Genomic DNA, 19,416 nt, shown 5'->3' with positions numbered 1-19,416 from the left:
ATATATACATGAATTCGAAAAAATGTTCTCCAACAAATGAAATAAAATCGTTTGCTAGCAATTCGCCTAATAGACTTTCTTTAGACAAAACTAAGAAGTCTACCAAGGAGGCTGATTTTTCATTGACTACGAAAGAAAAAAAACCTAAAGCTGCTGTCGCCACTGCTTTGGATTCAGAAGAGATAAAAGAAAAAACCAAAAAAGAAGAAAAAAAAGATTCTTCTCTATCCACTCTACCTTCTCTAGAGAAAGAAAATAATAAAGCCATTCCAGTTCTAGAAGGATCGAAGCCAGCCGTCCCCAAGGAAGGGGAAAAACGAGTGATTGCTATCAAAGGGCCAGTTTCAGTAAAAGAATTAGCTGCTTTGATCGGAATCAAACCTTTCCAGCTTATCCACCATTTGATGGAAATGAACATATTCGCTTCTATGACCCAATTACTAGACGAAGGGGTCATTCAGGGGGTATGTCAGAGACTTGGAATAACCATACAGACTGACAAAAAGGAACGGCATGCACCAGTGCATACAGCACCCTTAGGAAAGCCAAAGGCTCAAGCCCCTCCTCCTCAACCCCTATCTAATATTAAATCAAGAGCACCTGTAGTAACTTTCATGGGGCATGTGGATCATGGGAAAACTTCGCTCCTTGATGCCATAAGACAAACAAAAGTTGCAGCAGGAGAAGCTGGTGGAATAACACAACATATTGGTGCTTATACAGTGGTTAAAGATGGACGATCCATAACATTTATTGACACTCCTGGTCATGAAGCCTTTACAGCTATGCGAGCCCGCGGAGCTTCGATCACTGATATTGTGGTTCTAGTTGTAGCCGCCGATGATGGAGTCATGCCTCAAACTATAGAAGCCATTAATCATGCCCGCAATGCCAAAGTGCCTATAATCGTTGCTATAAACAAAATAGACCTGCCAGGAGCTAATCCTCTACGGGTAAAATCTCAACTCCAAGAAATCGGTCTTGTTCCCGAGGAATATGGGGGAGATACCATCTTTTGTGAAGTCTCAGCTATCAAAAAAATTGGTATCGACAACCTCCTCGATATGATTTTGCTTCAAGCTGAAATCCTTGAATTAAAAGCCAATTATGAAGGCAATGCCAAAGCTAGGGTTATCGAATCGCAGATAGAAAAAGGCAGAGGACCAACGGCCACAGTGATTGTCCAATCAGGGCGTCTCAAAGTCGGAGACATTGTGCTTTGTGGGATTTATTATGGGAAAGTTCGAGCCCTTATTGATGATACTGGGAAGAACATCAAAGAGGCTTTTCCTTCTATGCCCGTCAAGGTTCTGGGTCTCAACGGAGCCCCTCTACCTGGAGAAGAATTAGTCGTTGAAAAAGATGAAAAGAAGGTAAAAGAAATAGTTCAAGAAAGAATCGAAGCCCTTAAGAAAGACCGGGAAGCTTCTCTTACACCTAAAGTCACTCTCGAAAACATCTTCCAGGCAATTGAAGAAGGCCAAAAAAAGACTTTGAATATTGTTCTTAAAGCCGATGTTCAAGGCTCACTGGAAGCTCTCATTGACCAATTGAAAAAAATCTCCAGTCAAAAAGTCGATTTAGACATCATTCATTCTGGTGTGGGTTCCATCTCAGAATCTGATATCCTTCTTGCAAAGGCTGCCGGTGGACTTGTCATCGGATTTAATACAAAAACTGACTCTGCTGCGGCTGCGTTGGCAAAGAGAGAAGGGGTTCAAATTAAGCTTTTCAGTGTTATTTATGAACTAGTTGACCAAGTCAAAGAAGCAATGTCTGGTCTTTTAGAACCTGAACTACGAGAGTCTATTATTGGTACAGCTGTGGTCAAGAAAGTCTTCGAATTGTCTAAATATAAAGTTGCAGGGTGTATGGTCCAATCTGGACGGATTATACGAGGTGGATTAGCTAGAGTTTTACGAGGTAAACAGCCCATATATGATGGTGAGGTGCTTTCGTTGAAACGCTTTCAAGATGAAGTATCAGAAGTGAGGATGGGGTTTGAATGTGGTATTCGTCTAGGAAATTTCAATGATTATGAGCCTGATGATATTATTCAATGTTATCAATTGGAAAAGGTACCACAAAGTTTATAATTCTATATTAGAGCCATTAATATTGATCCAATGACAACCAGAGCGATTAGGGTTTCGGAAGTCATTCGTCGGGAGTTATCTTGGTGCTTTCAACGAGAAGTAGAACTCGAAGGCTTAGTGTTAACTATTTCTGCTGTAGAAACTTCTGCTGATCTTAAAGAAGCTTCCATTTTTATTAGCCTTTTTGACGCCTCCATCCCTGATGAAAACTTGCTTATGATTTTAAATAGGCACCGAAACGAATGGCAACAGTGGATTGGGAAGAGATTGCAAAGCAAATTTACACCACGGTTGACTTTTAAAATCGACAATTCATTAGATAGAGGAGACCGAGTATTACGTATCATTGAAGAACTTGACAAAGAAACAAAGACAGACTCATAGTTCTAGGTGTTGAATCAAAAAGATTCTGTGGTCTCCAATTGAAAAGTTCTCCATCAATGTTTTTATATTTTATCAGACGAATTCTCTCTTCTCTTTTTGTACTTTTTGGAATTATTTCTCTAACCTTTTTTCTTGTCAGACTCGCTCCAGGCAACCCCTTTAGTGCCGAAAGGAATATTTCTCCTGCTATTCTTCGAAATCTTGAAGCCCGTTATAAACTCAGTGGATCACTACTCGAACAGTACAAAAATTACCTCTTAAACCTTTGTCATGGCGACTTAATGCTTTCTACCCGATATCGCAATCGCTCAGTAAACGAAATCATTGGTCAAACGCTACCTGTTTCGATCACCCTTGGAGGCTGCTCCTTTGTTTTAGCCCTTGCCTTTGGTATTAGCAGTGGTTGTTTAAGTGCCTTTTTTTGGAATAAACCTTTTGACAAGATTACTCAAGGTATCACTCTAATGGGAATTTCAATTCCAAGTTTTGTGCTCGCTCCTATTTGCGTGCTGGTTTTTGCAATCCTTTTAAGACTCCTTCCCCCCGCTGGCTGGGGATCAATAGAAAAAATCATCCTCCCTTCTTTCTGCCTTGGTATCCCTTATGGGTGTGTAGTTTCTCGATTAACTAGAAGTGCCATGCTCGAAGTACTTCATTCCGACTATATACGGACTGCTAAAGCCAAAGGATTGAACGAATCATCCATTCTCTTCGTACATGGCTTAAAGGCAGCAGCTAGTCCCATTATTGCCTACAGTGGGCCTTTAGCTGCTAATTTGCTAACAGGATCGATGGTTATCGAACAGATTTTTGGGATCAGTGGTATGGGTTCCTTTTTTGTAGATGGAGTACTCAATAGAGATGTTTTTCTAGTAAGTGGCGTCACACTTGTATATTCTCTTTTACTCATCTTGTTTAATCTCCTGGCCGATATGCTATGCCTCCTGTTCGACAAAAGAATTGTTTTGGAATAAAAAAAAGGAAAGATGGGTTTCCCTTTACGACATTCTTTTTATTTTTTTTATTGGTCCTTTTGTCTCTGATCGGTCCTTGGTTTTATCCTCAATCCCTCTATAAAACTACGAACGAAATCTTACTCCCGCCTAGTCTTCAACACATATTCGGAACTGATATCCATGGACGGGATCTGTTTATCAGAATCCTTTTCGGAGCAAGAATTTCGTTCGGAGTGGGCTTCAGTGGTTCTTTGATTAGTCTTCTTATAGGGGTTACTTATGGATCCATTGCGGCCTATGCTGGTGGAAAAATTGACAGGATGATGATGCAGCTTGTCGATCTTCTTTATTCCTTACCTGTGTTGGTTTTTGTCATCGTACTCATTGCCATATTTGAAAATCCTCTACGCACTTTTCTGTTCCATAGCCACTTGGAATCACTGCTTCCTTACTCGCGTATTATCCTGCTTCTAGTAGGACTGGGTTTTGTCGAATGGCTCACAATGGCAAGGGTTGTTCGAAGTCGTGTATTGATCTTAAAAGAATCTCTTTTTGTACAAGCCGCAAAGGTGCTAGGACAAAACAGTTTTAAAATACTTCTTAAACATATTCTTCCCAATATCGCAGGCCTTGTGATTGTTTATCTGACGTTGACCATTCCAACAGTCATTCTGGAAGAATCTTTTCTGAGTTTTTTAGGACTAGGAGTTGAACCTCCTTCCTCTAGTCTAGGAAGTCTTTTATCTGATGGGGCAAATGCCATCAATCCCGTCAAGATATCTTGGTGGCTTCTTTTCTTTCCAGGACTATACCTAAGTCTTACCCTTTGGTCATTGAATGTTTTTGGCGAATGGTTAAGAGATAAACTTGATCCTAAAACAAGATAAGGATTAGTCGTAGCCTCGAGGATGGGATTTATGCCATGCCCAAGCACTTTGAATGATTGCATTTAGATCATAGTTTGGCTTCCAGCCAAACGTCTCAAAAGCTTTTCTGAAATTGGCCACAAGAATGGGAGGATCACCAACACGACGAGAACAGACGACAGCAGGAATAGGCATTGCCGTAATCGCCCGAGCAGCTTCTATAACCTCCAGCACAGAGTAGCCTTTTGCACTACCTAAATTGTACACTCCTTCAAAATGGCTTTCCAAAGCTTTAATGTGCGCATCAACCAGATCTACTACATGAATATAATCCCTAACCGCAGAGCCATCGGCAGTCGAATAGTCAACACCATAGATCTCTACCTTCGATAATGTGCCCAAAGCCACCTGTAAAATTCTAGGGATCAAATGGGTTTCCTTCCTGTGATGTTCTCCATGGGAAAGAGTTGCTCCAGCTGCGTTAAAATACCTAAAAATAACAGGCCTGATCCCATGAATCTTCCTGTACCATTCAAGAATTTTTTCAAATAGCAATTTGGATTCCCCATATGGATTTTCTGGATTTGCTGGAAAATTTTCGTCAATAGGCACTTTTGTTACCGAGCCATAGATTGAACAAGTGGAAGAAAAGACTATTCTCTTTAATCCACACTCTACCATAGCATCTAAAAGATTGATTCCATAAGTCACGTTATTTTGAAAATATAAGGAAGGATTGCTCATCGATTCTGCAACTAAGGCCTTGGCAGCAAAATGGATCACCGCTTGAGGCTTTTCATTCATGAATATAGATAAAAGCAAATTCCGATCAGCAATATCCCCTTTGATAAATAAGGCTCTTGATTCTACGGCTTTGATATGTCCCTCTGATAGATTATCAAGGACAATGACTTGATAGCCACGATCTATCAATCTCTCCACACAGATACTACCGATATATCCTGCACCGCCTGTGACAAGGACCTTCAAGGATATGTCCCTCCCCTTTTTTCAAAATACAAAGTGTAGTAGCTTAACGAAAAAAATTTTTGTTAAGAATAGCTTCAATCAATTGATTTTTTATCCTTCTGTTGCAAGACAAGAACGACTATCGGATAGATATATTTGTTTTCTTTTCTTCACTCAAAACTCAATAAATGCTTTTTTAAGCTGATTTCACAAGCTATCAAAGCGAATCCTTGAGCCATAGGATACACTAATATACTAGAGCTTAGCAAAACTGATGTTCTTTTTACTAATACTTACTTTGAAAAATACGCTAACAAAAAGACGTTTTATGTAACTCGAACTAGCAACAACAAAACATCAAAGACAGATCTAAAAGCATAATGGTTTGCAATTGTTTGATTTAGCAAAGGGCACTGGTGCATTGTTTCTAAACAGGCATGCACTCATTCCTATCAACCTTATTGCGGAAAAGAAAAAAAAGGCAGCTGACAGCTTAATCCTTAAGATTCATCGAAAGGAGAAATTCAACGTTATTTTTAGTTTTTTTCAGTCTTTCGAGTAATAATTCCATAGCTTCTATTGGAGGGACCGATGATAAGGCTCTGCGAAGCACATGAATCCTGACAAGCTCATCTGGATGATAGAGGAGTTCTTCTCTACGGGTACCAGATTTAGGAATGTTGATCGCTGGATAAATCCTTTTATCGACAAGGGCTCTATCCAGATGTAATTCCATATTTCCGGTTCCTTTGAATTCTTCGAAAATAACATCGTCCATCTTTGAGCCTGTATCAATCAGTGCGGTGGCAATAATGGTAACGCTCCCGCCTTCCTCAAGATTTCTTGCTGTTGCAAAAAATCGCCTAGGCTTTTGAAGCGCATTGGCATCGACTCCACCCGTTAAAATTTTGCCACTATGCGGTTGGAGCGTATTATAGGCCCGAGCAAGTCTTGTCAAAGAATCCAAAAGAATCACCACATCAATCTTATTTTCGGCCATTCTTTTCGCCCTTTCTATAACCATTTCGGCCACCTGTACGTGTCTATCGGGAGTTTCATCAAAAGTAGAGCTGATAACCTCTCCTTTTACCGATCTTTCCATGTCAGTTACTTCTTCAGGCCGTTCATCAACAAGCAGGACAATAAGATGGGCTTCCGGATGATTTTCAGTAATGGCATTGGCTATTTTTTGAATTAAAACAGTTTTACCTGTTCTTGGAGGAGCCACAATTAAGCCTCTTTGACCAAACCCAATGGGAGTGATCAGATCCATGACTCGCATGGAAAGATCTCCACTTTTACCCTCCAAAAAGATTCTTCTATTCGGGAAAATGGGGGTTAAATTGTCAAAAATGATTCTACCACGAATCTTTTCGGGTTCCTCATTCTCAATTTTTTCAACTTGGAGCAGGGAAAAATACCGTTCTTTTTCCTTAGGCGGTCGAATAGGTCCAGAAACCAAATTGCCTTTCTTCAACCCATATTTTCGGATTAAAGCAGGAGAAACATACACATCCTCTTGACAAGGGAAATAGTTGTATGCCTCAGATCTTAAAAATCCATATCCTTCGGGTAATATCTCCAAAACCCCTCCACCGTAAATCGCCCCATTTCTTTGAGCATTGCGCCGCAAGATTTCAAAAATTACCTCATGCTTTCTCATTAACCCAGGGTTTTCAATTTGGTATTCTGCAGCTTTAATCTGCAGCTCTGAAAAGGATAACTGTTGAAGCTTACTCAGATCCAATGTAGGACCTAAGCTTACAGATTCCTCCATTCCGTTATTTTTCGTTTGAGTGATTGTCTCTTGGACAGATTTTTTAATTTCCATATGTTCTTCTTTTTGTTCGGAATATTCTTGAATGTTCTTTCCTTCTTCATTTTCAGCCTTCATGGAAGAAGGCGTATCGTTGTTAGAATCAAAAGTTTCTTGCGCTTTCATCGGCTCACCCTCTGAATGATTTTTTTTTGATGCTCTCATTTTAAATTATTGTAACAACACTGAATTAAACAATCCTCAGGTTTACATTGTTGGTTGTATAGGGTTTTTAGATTCCTTGACCCGCTTTAATCGAAAATTTCACAAAAGAAAATTATGAACAACCTGCATTATAAGATCGAAGCTGGTCCAAAAACATACGACCCTGGTCATGAAGCAAATGAATGGAACCATCATTCCAAAAAACAAAGTCACTATTTTCCATTTTTTTTTCCAAAGGCCATTGACTTTCAATCCTCATTCTTATTTCCCGTGAAATCAATCCTCTATCCAAAAGTCTTTTGAACTGTACCGATGGAGAACAGCCAACACACAAGACCTTATCAAATTCTTTTTCGAGCTTTTCCTCGAACAAAAGTGGTATAACAACAATTATACGTTTCCTCGGATTGCTTTTTTTGGCTTCAATAACTTTATTCTTCCACTGTTGGCGTATTGAAGGATGCGTTAATCTATTTAATGTTTCCAACAACTTCGGATTCTGAAAAACCAGTTGACCTAATAACCTACGATTTATTGTATTATCATTATTTAAGATTTCTTTCCCAAACTCGTCAACTACTTTTTTCCAATTTTCTCTCCCCGGCTGAAGAAGCTCTTGTGCGATTCGATCCGTATCGATAATTTCAAAACCTTCTTTCATAAGCCAATTAGACAAAGTTGTTTTTCCACAGCCTATACCTCCTGTCAGACCAAAATAATTCATAAGTAGATGCCTAAAAAGGCTATTTTAGGATTTTTGATTGTTAATCAAACATAAAAATACCTATTTGTTAGCTGAAAGTATCGATGTTTATTCAAAAAACGATTGTTTTTGAGTTATTTTTTTTATTAAAAAGCAATGTAATAAAGAAATTTTTCATGAATCTTACCGAAGCCTATTCCTATTGTAAACAGATTGCTTCCCACTACGAAAACTTTCCAGTTGGTCTTCTTGTTGCTAAAAATCTTGCACCTCATGTCCATGCTATCTATGCCTTTTCACGAATCGCCGATGATTACGCCGATGAAGGATACTCATTAAAAGAGAAAGAAAGAGAGGATGAGCAAAAAAGAAAAAAAAGGCTGGATAGTTTAGATACATGGCGTGCCTATCTTCTTGACCCCAAGCTTTGCGCAAAAAATCCTGTGTTCTTAGCTCTCCACGATACCATTGAAAAATTTCAACTGCCTTTAAACCTTTTTACAGATCTTCTGGATGCCTTCAAACAAGACGTCCTAAAAGATCGATATGAAAATTTTGAAGAAGTATTGAATTATTGCAAAAAAAGCGCCAATCCAATTGGAAGACTCGTTCTTTACCTTCACCGTCAAACGACCGATTTACAACTACTGAGCTCAGATTATATATGTACCGCTCTTCAGCTCGCCAATTTTTGGCAGGACATCTCCATAGACCTTAAAAAAAATAGAATCTATTTACCTAAAGACGAAATGGAACAATACAAGGTTAGCGAAGCCGAACTATTTGCTAGGCATTTTAGTTCAAATTTTAGAGAATTGCTCTCTTTTCAAGTCAAGCGTACTGAGGAGCTTTTTGATAAAGGGAAGGTTTTGATCGATACCCTTAGATGGCCCTTAAAGCTAGAAATTGCATTAACCTGGTATGGCGGAAAAACCATTCTTGATAAGATTAAGAAAATAAACTACAACACTTTAGCTTTCAGGCCAAAGTTAGGCTATAAGGATATCCCCTCGCTCCTTTTTAAATCGCTACGGATGATTTGTAGGAAAAGAGCAAATCGATAAGTTCCCTTTTTCTAAGAACTTAGTTTATCTCTGTTTGAATAGAGGCTCAGAGGGATGCATCTTTCCAAGGTGTGAGAGCAAAGCCTTATCCACTAGCTCACTGCCACCATTTGTCTAGAATGGGATCGAAAAACAGCAAATTCTCTAATCCCCAGTTTATGCATCAACGGTAAAAGTTCCGAGAACCCCTTTCCTACTTCTACCCATGAATGCGCATCTGAACCAATAGAAATAGGAATTTTCATTTCCACAGCCTTAAAAAGAATCTCTTCGTCCGGATATTGCTCTTTTACAGGTTTTCTCCAACCTGCTGTATTAATCTCTAAACATAGATTTTTTTCTTTGATTTTTTCCAAAACTGGTTTGAAATAATCTACTATTTTCCCTTTAGGCCTATAATTAAAAATTTTAATCAAATCCAAATGCGCCACCGAATCAATAAAACCTTCATCAATTAATTGCAGTAAATTTTTTACATAATCTCGATAAATATCATCGATAGGTCTCTTCGAAAAACCTTCTTCAAAACCATTTCTGTCGAAAGGCCAATCACCTATAAAGTGCACAGATCCAAGAACAAAATCGAGTTTTTCCCAATTTTCTTTTACCCAAATCAAGCCTGAATGCCCGCTGACTGGATCGTTGTCCCTTTCTATCCCTAAGCGAACATTAAGAGTTGGGAATTTCTGTTTCCATTGGTAGAAAATTTTAAAATCAATCCCTTCTCTATACCTATCATGATCGGTAAAACAAAAATCTACTATGCCTTTTTGGAGACAAGATTCTGCCCAAGGATCAAGAAGTTTAAAGGTATAGGGTTGTAATTTATGACCTTGGGGATGCATATGATAATCAGCAAATATTTTCATAAATAAATAGTTAATTGTTCAAAAGAAGAAGCAGTTTCTCCCAAGTTGTATCCTTCGGAGTTAATTGATCACCCGGTAAAAGCTTGTGTCTTTGAAACCATCCTTCGTTTACTTCTAATGCGAATTTGACAAATGAGGATTGACTAGGAACAGGCGTCAGATCAAAAGGTTTCATCGAATAGATTTCCAGAATCTTTCCCCTATTATCCATATACGCTATAGATAAAGGTATACGAGTATTCTTCATCCAAAAAACAGCTTTTTGTTCAAACGGTAAAACAAAAAGCATGCCTTGATTTTCAGGTAGGCTTTCTCGATACATCAACCCTCGAGCAAGGTCTTTTGGTTTCCATACAACTTCTACCAAAAGATGCTGTTCTGGCAATTTCCCTACCAAATCAATAGATCCAACTTTTTCCTCTCCTCTGAGCCAAAAAAGTAAAAGAAAAGAACCAACTGTAAAAAGAAGCGCAAACCGATTGCAGATCATTCTTTTTCCATGCTTCAAAAATTTAAAAAAAGCGTTCCTTGAGCTTTTTTGTTGTTTTCGTCTGTTTTCCATCGTACAACTAGAGCCTCTTTTAGATGGCTATTCAAATCCAAAAAACAAAAACTTGCCCATTTGTCTTATTGGAATGGCACCTTTTTTATTTTACATTCCCTCATGGCTTCGACGCTGACGCTTATTCTTACTGTCTCCAGACAGAGTCAAAAATATGAGGAATTTCTTCAAAAACTCTTTTTCTATAAAGATAAGGGACATCAAATCTATATTTTCTGTCTGGACGAAGGGGTCAGAGAGATAAAATCCCTTCTCGCTACTTCAAAAGATTTACACATCTTTGCCTGCGCCTATGCCATTCAATCAAGAAATCTCTCACCGATTGAATCGGTTTGTTATGGAGGCTTAGGGCTCTTAGCTGATCTTATCGTACATAGCGATAAGACTGAATCATTTTAAGCCTATGGGCAAAAGGAAAGGCTTTTTGCTAATGCCTGCGAATAGAACTCTTCGACAGCCTTCCAATTAACTACATTCCAAAATGCTTTGAGCCACTCCCCTCTCCGGAATTGATACTTGAGATAATACGCATGCTCCCACACATCACAGCCAAAAAATGGCTGGTTCCCATCAGAAAGAGGATTATCTTGATTGGGTGTAGAGAGGATCTCCAGCTTACCCTCTTTATTCACAACTAACCATACCCAACCACTTCCAAACCGAGCAAGACCTGCAGCCTCAAATTTTTCCTGAAAAGCTTCGAAGCTCCCAAACTGAGATAGAATGTCTTCGTAGAGTTTTCCGGTAGGTTTGCCTCCAGCATTTGGAGCCATTATTCTCCAAAAAAAACTGTGATTGACATGGCCCCCTCCATTATTCCTTACAGCTGTTCTTATATTTTGGGGAATAGAATCTAAGGACATAAGTAATTCTTCAGGCCTCTTACTCTGAAGGTCAGGATAATCGGCTAAGGCTTTATTCAAGTTCTGTACATAAGCTTTATGATGTCCATTATAATGACAATCCATGGTCATGGTATTAATATGAGGTTCCAAAGCATCCAAAGCATAAGGTAAAGGTGGTATTTGATAAGCCATTGTGAATCTCCTTTTTAAGTTGAAGAATTTTCTCCTAAGGAATACTAATTATAATAACGAATTTATAGTAAGGTTTTTGATTAATAAAAAAAATGTTCTTCAACAAGAAGAAAAATGAATTCTTTTTTTTAATTATTTTTTGATATTGTAAACTGACAAGGATGGTGTTGGTTTTAAGCATCATCGATACCTCTTGATCTTAAAACTAAGATTATGTTTACGGAACGCAATTCTATATTGTTTGAAATCTTTAGTATTGCTTGTTTTGGAGCAGCCATTCTACTCATCCTAAGTTTGGCTTCTTTTCATGCAACGGATATAGCTTTTAATCAATGGCCACCTAAATCAGCAACATCCAATGCGGTAGGTCCATTAGGAGCCTACACGGCTTTTTTTCTCTTCACGTTTTTTGGTTTTGGGGCTTACACTGTGCCAGTTCTTTTGATTACTGCCGGAATAGCCCTAGGTATCCATGCTAAAATCTGCTGGTGGAAAAAAATCCCATTAAGTTTTTTGCTACTTTCCTCCATTGCCGCCCTTTTGGAATTGCAACCGCTGCTTGGTAAAATTGCAGAGCAAAATCGGGAAATTTTTACTCCTGGTGGCCTCATTGGGGATATAATTAAGCGCTTCTTACTCGTTCGCTTCTTAGGCGAACCAGGAAGTTTGGTCTTGCTTATTATATTGCTGATCCTTTTCTTTGTGCTTTTGTATGAAACAGAGCCGGTAAGAAGTTTGATTAGACTGGCCGTTTATCTGAAAGAAAAAATAGAAGCACATCAAGAAACCATTCTGCAGCAAAAAGGACTATCTGGTCAGTTAGAACTCGCGCATAAAAAGCTAAGCAAAGAAGAGAAAGAAATAGAAAAAGTTTTGAAAAAACAGTCGCCTTCTCCTTTATCTGTCGAAAGCCTATTTCGAAAAAAAAACGATACCTCTGGGATTTCTGGAATAATTGGCAACTCCAAGGACTTGGACAATAATCCCATACTGCAACAGAAGCCTTCTCTTTTTAAAAAAATGAATTTATTTGGTAACAAAGAAAAAGAGAAAGAAAACCAAAACACCTCATCCTCAAATTCCTTTGAATCCGCTAAGCACGATTCAAAGAACGATCCCCTTATTCCCTCCCCATCTCTTGAAGCAAAAGAAAAGTCTTTTTCTACTCTCCTCAAAAACCCTTCCAGGGAGAGCTCGAAACCAGAAAAACTCTCTGCTGAGTCCTCTACCTATGCCTCTCCCCCAATTTCTCTGCTTCGGCAAAATCCGTATCTTGGAAAAGTTACTGTACCAGAATCTGAGCTACGGAATCAGGCTCAACTTCTCATTGAAACTCTTGCGAGCTTTGGTATCGAAGTGAGCCCTGGAGCGATCACTTATGGACCTACGGTTACACGCTTTGAACTGTATCCAGCTGCAGGCGTGAGAGTTGATAGAATCAAAAGCCTTCAAAGAGACATCGCTCGCTCTATGCGGGCAGAAAGAGTCAATATTTTGGCACCGATCCCAGGGAAAGATAGTGTGGGAGTGGAATTACCCAATGCAAAGAAAATTCCAGTTTTTCTAAGAGATATCCTAGAAAGTCCAGATTGGAATAATTCCAAAGCAAAGATTCCCTTAGCTCTGGGTAAAAATGTCTATGGAGAAGCTCTTATTGCTGATCTTTTCGAGATGCCTCATCTTCTTATTGCTGGAGCCACTGGCTCAGGCAAATCGGTATGCCTTAATTCGATATTGCTGAGTTTACTTTACAAGTTTGGTCCATCCGATCTTCGACTCATTCTTGTCGATCCAAAACAAGTAGAACTTCAAGCCTATAATGGAATCGCCCATTTAATTGTGCCAGTGATCGTTGATTCTAAAAAAGTTCTTAACGGATTAAAGTGGCTCATTCAAGAAATGGAAAGGCGTTATGGCTTACTGGCAGAAGCTGGAACTAGAAATATCATTGCTTACAATTCAAAGTTGGATCGCATGTCTTCGACTACTAAAGAAGAAGAAAAAAAAGAAAAACTTCCCTGGATTGTGGTCGTGATTGATGAACTGGCTGATCTGATGCAGACGACCCCTGCTGAAGTCGAAGTGGCAATAGCACGACTTTCTGCAAAAGCTAGAGCCGCTGGTATCCATCTTATCGTTGCCACCCAAACTCCACGAAGAGAAGTGATCACAGGGGTCATCAAAGCCAATATACCCTCGCGGATCGCCTTTCAAGTTGCCAGTTCTCTTGATTCTCGAGTGATTCTTGATGAAAACGGAGCTGAGAATCTTATCGGAAAAGGAGATTTCCTACTTCTGCCTCCAGCCACTTCTAAAATGATCCGAGGTCAAGGAGCGTATGTCTCTGAAGAAGAAGTCTATGAGGTAGTCGAACATATAAAGAGCCTCTATCCTTCTTCGACTATCCCTCAAGTTCAAAACGCTATCGATAACGAAACCAAAGAATTGGAAATCTCCGAGAGCGATCGAGAACTAATCCAAAAATGTCTTGAAATTATTTGGCAAGAAAAAAGAGCCAGCACCTCCCTCCTTCAAAGAAGACTTCGGCTAGGATATAATAGAGCTGCTTGGGTGATGGACCTTTTAGAAGAAAAAGGAATTGTTGGTCCGGAAAATGGGGCTAAGCCAAGAGAAATTCTTGTCGATTTAAATGGCCCCATTCCCCAATTTTAGTAAGGAGAAAGAAGAATTTATGGAACAGGGAATGAAACAAACAATAGGCCAAAGGCTCCGAGCCGCTCGCGAGGCCCAAGGCCTTTCGTTACAAACAGTTTCAAAAATAACAAAAATTCTTCCAGAACAACTTGAAGCCTTGGAACAAGATCAATATGACAAAATACCTGCTTCGGCTCAAGTTCGTGGCTTCGTAAGAATCTACGCAAAAACCTTAGGCATGGATGAGAGGCCACTTTTGAATGAACTAGATAATATTTTTGGTTCTAAAGAAGAAGAAACTACCTCTCTATTAATGACTCTTCCGGTAAAATATGTGGAGACACCCCTACAAAAAGAACCTTTCTTTACGCCACAACGGATCGCCTTTTTCTTTGCTTTTCTTCTTTTTCTTCTAATGTGCGGAATTGGAGTATACAGAATTTATCAAGTCACTTCTTTTCGACATGGTCCAGGCAAAATTGCTTCTACTGAAGAGATGGTTCGAAAAAGTCCAGAACTTAAACCTCCTATCCTTGAACCTGTTAGGAAAGAACAACCAACCCAAGAAACTCCAATCGATCTTTCCAAAGTTGACAATGAAACTGTAAAAAGAGCGACTCCTATTCATCCTATTCCAATTGGAGAATCTCCCTCTTCTTCTTCTTCTCCTCCTCCTCCAGCCATTCCACCTACCAAAGAAAATGGCTCTTCAACTGATAATGTTAAGATTATGAGAGCCTTGCCCGTTAGCCCGGAACCTATTCCTAACATAGAAGATCAACCTAGAAGGAAAGACGGGACAATAGAGACAAATCCAGACGCAGCAGATGATGAGGAGGAAAGTGCCGATGAGCCAGCTGTTTCTTTTGCAGAAAAAAATTATAAACTAGTTGTCCAGGCCAGAAAAGATTCTTGGATTTTCATTCAAGTCATCGAAGGAGGAAAACCCAGGCAGGTTTTCTCAGGGGTTCTGCACGGAGGGGAACGAAAAGAATTTATTGGTCCAAGATTCCAAATTCGTGCTTCCAATATATCTCAAGTTGAATTTATACTCGATGGGAAAAGCGTATCTATTGCTTCAGCGGGGGATTCAACCCAAGACATCATTATTCCAACCACTCCATAAGGCTAATTTTTTTTACAAAACTTTTAAAAGATCCATTGATTTTCCATGAACTCGACTCTTTCAGGCATAAGCATTGCGATGATCTCCTTGGGCTGCTCTAAAAATCTTGTGGATTCAGAAGTAATGCTTGGCAAACTTCTGGATGCTGGAGCTTCCTTGACAGCTTCTCCACACCGAGCAGATATCCTATTAATTAATACCTGCGGGTTTATTTTGCCGGCAAAAAAAGAATCTATCGAGACCATTCTAGCCGCTATCCATCGAAGAGAGACAGGAGCAACAAAACAGAAAATTGTGGTGACAGGCTGCCTTTTCCAGCGGTACGGAAAGGAACTGTCTTCTTTGCTTCCTGAAGTTGACCTTTTCCTTGGGCTTGATGAAATTCCGAATATTGATTCTCATTTAAAAGAGTTAATTGATCGCAACGCTCCCCTTTCTGATTCCATTCCACTTTCTCAGTCACCAAAGTTCATACCAGATTTCGATCATCCAAGACTCAAACTCACTCCTCCCCATTTTAGCTATTTAAAGATAGCGGAAGGATGTAATCATCCATGTACTTTTTGCATCATCCCAAAAATTAGAGGTCGCTACCGGAGTCGTTCGATCGATTCAGTACTGAAGGAAGCCTCTATCATGGTGGAAAGAGGAACAAAAGAAATCATCTTGGTTTCTCAGGATACGACCTTCTACGGAATCGATCAATCCACTCAGAAAGTTTCTCTATTGGTGGATCTTTTAAGTGGTTTAGAAGCGATCCCTGGTGATTTCTGGATTCGCCTTTTATATACCCATCCTGCTCATTGGACGGAAGCACTCATAGAAAAGTTCAGCTCCTCCAAAAAAATAGCAAAGTATATTGATATTCCCATTCAACACATTTCTGATCCAGTACTCGGAAGGATGCAACGCAAAACATCAGAAGCCTATCTTCGAGAGCTGCTATACGAAATCAGGAAGAAAGTAAAGGATGCTGCCATCAGAACCACCCTTATAGTTGGCTTTCCTGGAGAATCTGAAGAAGATTATCAAAAACTATGTGATTTTATTTGCGAGTTCAAATTTGACAGGCTTGGTGTCTTCCCTTACTCTCCTGAGGAAGGGACAAAAGCTGAAAAAATGAGTGATCACATTGCCGAAAAAGTAAAAAAAAGACGCGCAAAAAAAATTATGGAATTACAAAAAGAGATCGTTAGAGAAAAAAATAGGGTAATAATCGGAAAGAGATTAAAGGTATTGATTGATCGCCCAGGTTTAGCTAGAAGCCAATGGGATGCTCCCGAAGTGGATCCGCTAATACATGTGCCTTTGAGCTTGCTTCCTGGTCAATTTGCAGAGGTCAATATTGTAGATTTCAAAGATTATGACCTGATCGCTCAATGAGGCCTGAGATTTTTAATGAATGCAATAAAAGATTATGCCCCCAAAAACTAACCCTTCTCCCAATGCTGAGAAATTCAATGAAACAGAGAGAATAAAAAAGATTCTATCTATACTAAAAGAGACTTATCCAAATGCAAAGCCTGCTCTTTTCTTTCGAAATCCTTTAGAACTTCTCATTGCGACGATTCTTTCAGCACGCTGCACTGATGAACAAGTCAATTTGGTAACCGCCAAGCTTTTTCAAAAATACCATACTGCAGCCGACTATGCGGCCGCCCCTATTGAAGAGCTAGAAAATGCCATTCATAGTTTGGGATTCTATAAAACGAAAGCCAAAAATATAAAAAACGCTTGTCAGATTCTTGCTTCCCAATATAACGGCGAAGTACCTCCTCAAATGGAAAAACTGGTCAACTTGCCCGGTGTCGGGAGGAAAACGGCTAATGTGGTTTTAGGGAACGCCTTTGGAATCAATGAGGGCATAGTCGTCGATACGCATGTAAGTCGGGTGAGTTTTCGATTAGGATTGACTAAGGAAAAACAACCAGAAAAGATTGAAAAAGATTTAATGCGTTGCATTCCAAAGGAAAGTTGGACTGAATTCAGTAACCTCATAATTTGGCATGGTAGAAAAAGATGTAAAGCAAGAAATCCAGATTGTCCTCATTGTGAACTAAACGAGCTTTGTCCAAAAATAGGGGTAAAAAATTAATTTCAATTTCATTTCGAATAAGGTTTGACCAAAAATAAGAGTCGTCTATTTTTTTCATCTAACCATGCGGATAGGAATACTTTTCTGTGGACAAGGCGCTCAAAAAGTAGGAATGGGTAAAGATTTTTTTGATCGTTACTCAATTGTCCAGGACCTTTATTTAGAAGCTGACAAACAGCTTGGTTTCCCTTTGTCCACTATTTCTTTCTATGGACCTGAATCTGAGTTGACGAAAACCTACCACTGTCAACCTTCCCTCTTTGTTTTTGGATATGCGCTTTACACGATCTTGCGTAAAGAAATACCCAAACTGGAGCTCGTTGGCGCCTCTGGGCTATCCCTGGGCGAACTAACAGCTTATGCAACTTGTGGAGCTTTTGATTATAAAACGGCACTGAAACTTGTTGGAGAAAGAGCACGACTCATTCAGGAAGCTTCTCAAAAGTATCCAGGGACGATGGTTGCTTTGATTGGATCTACTAGGAAACTGGCTGAATCAATTGCCCAACTGTCAGGATGCCAGGTAGCTAATTATAATGCTGCTGACCAACAAGTGCTCAGTGGATCCCATAGCTCTATCGCAGAGGCCATAAAACTGGCTCGCGAAGCTAAAATTAAAAAAGTCATCCCTCTTGATGTCTCTGGCCCCTTTCATAGCCGGTATATGGAAGAAGCCTCAAGGGAATTTTTTGAACTTCTCACAAATCTCCCTCTACACATTCCTTCCGTTCCGGTTATAGCCAATGCCACCGCTTCCATTGCTCAAACAATTGCAGAACTTCGCCAGAGTCTAAGCAAACAAATTTGTAATCCGGTCCGTTGGGAAGAAAGTTTGCATTTTATGCTTAAATTAGACATAGAACTTTTTATCGAAATTTCACCTAGAAAAATATTTGGCAGTTTTTTAAAAAGGATAGATCCTGCAATCCGGTGTCTGACCATTTCGAATGTAGAAACGATAGATGAATTAAAAAATGAGCTTTAAAGATAAAGTTGCTTTAATTACCGGGGCTAGCCGAGGTATAGGCAAAGCCATTGCCATGGAATTAGCACATATGGGGACCTCTATTGCTTTTATTAGTAAAAACCCTATACATGTAGAACAAACAGAAAAAATGTTGCAAAATTTAGGCATTCGTACCAAAGGTTATGCTCTTGACATTTCGGAAATTTCACAGTTGAAGAAAACTATTGATGATATTTTGAAAGAATTTGGACAAATAGATTTCTTGGTTAATAATGCAGGGAAGACAGAGGATAGATTGCTTTTACGCATGAGTGAAGCAGATTGGGATAGTGTTATGGATACTAATTTAAAGGCCTCTTTTTTTATGATAAAATTTGTAGGAAAGCATTTTCTTTCAAGAAATTATGGCAAAATTATAAATATTAGTTCTATTTCTGGCTTGACAGGTATTCCTGGACAAGCCAATTATGCTGCATCCAAAGCTGGACTAATTGGGCTTACTAAAACTGTTGCCAAAGAATTGGGACCTAGAGGCATAACCTGCAATGCCATCTGTCCTGGTTTTATAGAAACCGACATGACTCAACATCTTTCTCTTGAAAGAAAAGAAAAAATACTCAAAGAAATTCCTTTAGGAAGATTTGGCAAAGCAGAAGAAGTTGCGAAGTTAGCAGTTTTCTTGCTTGGTCCTGGGGGAGATTATATTACCGGACAAAGTTTTATTATTGATGGAGGATTATTAGCATAAATGCTATTGGCTGATAGAAAAAATTTTTACATAAAGGAGATAAATCTCATTATGGAGGAAAATATGGCAGAAAAAAAATCGATCGAAGAAAGAGTGAAAAACATTATTGTAGAGCAGCTTGGAGTCAATCCCGAACAGGTAACTCCCAAAGCCAGATTTATAGAGGATTTGGGAGCAGATTCTCTCGATACCGTTGAACTGGTTATGGCCTTTGAAGAAGAATTCAATGTTGAAGTGCCGGACGAAGAAGCTGAAAAACTACAAACTGTAGGAGATGTCATTCGGTACATCGAAGAAAACCTAGAAGAAGAAGAAAGCTAAAAAGATTGAAAAGAAGC

The 19,416-nt window shown here is 39.2% G+C and carries 19 protein-coding genes; 13 read left to right on the top strand and 6 right to left on the bottom strand.

Translation table 11 applies throughout. The features are described 5' to 3' along the window. The first annotated feature begins 122 nt into the window (after window positions 1-122). Genes infB through kam1_RS02795 form a run of 4 tightly spaced genes read left to right on the top strand, consistent with a single transcriptional unit; the run spans window position 123 to window position 4,323 of the window. Complete coding sequence (infB, locus tag kam1_RS02810; RefSeq protein WP_244946140.1) at window positions 123-2,096, top strand: translation initiation factor IF-2; 1,974 nt, start codon at window positions 123-125, stop codon at window positions 2,094-2,096. A gap of 30 nt (window positions 2,097-2,126) precedes the next feature. Continuing rightward, window positions 2,127-2,480, top strand: a complete 354-nt coding sequence (rbfA, locus tag kam1_RS02805; RefSeq protein WP_039721208.1) for a 30S ribosome-binding factor RbfA — start codon at window positions 2,127-2,129, stop codon at window positions 2,478-2,480. Between the two features lie 56 nt (window positions 2,481-2,536). After that, window positions 2,537-3,454 carry an ABC transporter permease gene (locus tag kam1_RS02800; RefSeq protein ID WP_039721209.1) on the top strand — a complete coding sequence of 306 codons (918 nt, stop codon included), beginning with the start codon at window positions 2,537-2,539 and terminating at the stop codon, window positions 3,452-3,454. After that, window positions 3,418-4,323 (top strand): ABC transporter permease, encoded by a 906-nt coding sequence (locus kam1_RS02795; protein ID WP_143958229.1) that lies wholly within the window; start codon window positions 3,418-3,420, stop codon window positions 4,321-4,323. The genes kam1_RS02800 and kam1_RS02795 overlap by 37 nt, the downstream gene beginning before the upstream one ends. Before the next feature lie 3 nt (window positions 4,324-4,326). On the opposite strand, the gene galE is transcribed toward kam1_RS02795, so the two are convergent. From galE to coaE, 3 genes are all read right to left on the bottom strand, one after another. Then, window positions 4,327-5,292 (bottom strand): UDP-glucose 4-epimerase GalE, encoded by a 966-nt coding sequence (galE, locus tag kam1_RS02790; protein ID WP_039721211.1) that lies wholly within the window; start codon window positions 5,290-5,292, stop codon window positions 4,327-4,329. Window positions 5,293-5,764: 472 nt separating this feature from the next. Next, window positions 5,765-7,165: a transcription termination factor Rho gene (gene rho / locus kam1_RS02785; protein ID WP_052250472.1), complete on the bottom strand. Its 1,401-nt coding sequence runs from the start codon at window positions 7,163-7,165 to the stop codon at window positions 5,765-5,767. A 199-nt stretch (window positions 7,166-7,364) separates the two neighbouring features. Beyond that, entirely contained in the window at window positions 7,365-7,976 is a 612-nt protein-coding gene (coaE, locus tag kam1_RS02780; RefSeq protein ID WP_039721212.1) for a dephospho-CoA kinase, read from the bottom strand. 155 nt (window positions 7,977-8,131) lie between these two features. Here coaE and hpnC point away from each other — a divergent pair, with 155 nt between their 5' ends. Continuing rightward, window positions 8,132-9,019, top strand: coding sequence for a squalene synthase HpnC (gene hpnC / locus kam1_RS02775; protein ID WP_143958227.1), 888 nt, complete (start codon window positions 8,132-8,134; stop codon window positions 9,017-9,019). A 92-nt stretch (window positions 9,020-9,111) separates the two neighbouring features. On the opposite strand, the gene kam1_RS02770 is transcribed toward hpnC, so the two are convergent. Continuing rightward, window positions 9,112-9,888 (bottom strand): histidinol-phosphatase HisJ family protein, encoded by a 777-nt coding sequence (locus tag kam1_RS02770; protein WP_039721214.1) that lies wholly within the window; start codon window positions 9,886-9,888, stop codon window positions 9,112-9,114. Window positions 9,889-9,898: 10 nt separating this feature from the next. Beyond that, window positions 9,899-10,378 (bottom strand): DUF192 domain-containing protein, encoded by a 480-nt coding sequence (locus tag kam1_RS02765; RefSeq protein ID WP_039721371.1) that lies wholly within the window; start codon window positions 10,376-10,378, stop codon window positions 9,899-9,901. A gap of 132 nt (window positions 10,379-10,510) precedes the next feature. Here kam1_RS02765 and kam1_RS02760 point away from each other — a divergent pair, with 132 nt between their 5' ends. After that, window positions 10,511-10,849, top strand: a complete 339-nt coding sequence (locus tag kam1_RS02760) for a hypothetical protein (protein ID WP_235277045.1) — start codon at window positions 10,511-10,513, stop codon at window positions 10,847-10,849. A 2-nt stretch (window positions 10,850-10,851) separates the two neighbouring features. Here the strand turns inward: kam1_RS02760 and kam1_RS02755 are convergent, their stop codons facing one another. Next, window positions 10,852-11,487, bottom strand: coding sequence for a superoxide dismutase (locus tag kam1_RS02755; protein ID WP_039721215.1), 636 nt, complete (start codon window positions 11,485-11,487; stop codon window positions 10,852-10,854). Between the two features lie 213 nt (window positions 11,488-11,700). Between kam1_RS02755 and kam1_RS02750 the strand changes: the two genes are divergently transcribed. The 7 genes from kam1_RS02750 (at window position 11,701) to kam1_RS02720 (ending at window position 19,399) form a co-directional block, all read left to right on the top strand. Then, complete coding sequence (locus kam1_RS02750; protein WP_143958226.1) at window positions 11,701-14,160, top strand: FtsK/SpoIIIE family DNA translocase; 2,460 nt, start codon at window positions 11,701-11,703, stop codon at window positions 14,158-14,160. 19 nt (window positions 14,161-14,179) lie between these two features. Beyond that, window positions 14,180-15,268 carry a helix-turn-helix domain-containing protein gene (locus kam1_RS02745; RefSeq protein WP_244946139.1) on the top strand — a complete coding sequence of 363 codons (1,089 nt, stop codon included), beginning with the start codon at window positions 14,180-14,182 and terminating at the stop codon, window positions 15,266-15,268. Window positions 15,269-15,313: 45 nt separating this feature from the next. Continuing rightward, window positions 15,314-16,651 (top strand): 30S ribosomal protein S12 methylthiotransferase RimO, encoded by a 1,338-nt coding sequence (gene rimO / locus kam1_RS02740; protein WP_143958224.1) that lies wholly within the window; start codon window positions 15,314-15,316, stop codon window positions 16,649-16,651. 34 nt (window positions 16,652-16,685) lie between these two features. Next, window positions 16,686-17,363, top strand: coding sequence for an endonuclease III (gene nth / locus kam1_RS02735; protein ID WP_039721217.1), 678 nt, complete (start codon window positions 16,686-16,688; stop codon window positions 17,361-17,363). 64 nt (window positions 17,364-17,427) lie between these two features. Beyond that, window positions 17,428-18,348, top strand: coding sequence for an ACP S-malonyltransferase (locus tag kam1_RS02730; RefSeq protein ID WP_039721218.1), 921 nt, complete (start codon window positions 17,428-17,430; stop codon window positions 18,346-18,348). Then, the gene (locus kam1_RS02725) at window positions 18,338-19,078 is read left to right on the top strand and encodes a 3-oxoacyl-ACP reductase family protein (RefSeq protein WP_143958223.1); all 741 of its coding nucleotides are present in this window, start codon (window positions 18,338-18,340) and stop codon (window positions 19,076-19,078) included. Before kam1_RS02730 ends, kam1_RS02725 begins: the two co-directional genes overlap by 11 nt. A 51-nt stretch (window positions 19,079-19,129) precedes the next feature. Then, the gene (locus kam1_RS02720; protein ID WP_009060986.1) at window positions 19,130-19,399 is read left to right on the top strand and encodes an acyl carrier protein; all 270 of its coding nucleotides are present in this window, start codon (window positions 19,130-19,132) and stop codon (window positions 19,397-19,399) included. The last annotated feature ends 17 nt before the right edge of the window (window positions 19,400-19,416 follow it).

The sequence above is a fragment of the Methylacidiphilum kamchatkense Kam1 genome (assembly GCF_007475525.1).
Lineage (GTDB): Bacteria > Verrucomicrobiota > Verrucomicrobiia > Methylacidiphilales > Methylacidiphilaceae > Methylacidiphilum > Methylacidiphilum kamchatkense.
The sequence above is the reverse complement of the archived record's forward strand: the minus strand, read 5'-3'. Positions and strand labels throughout refer to the sequence as shown.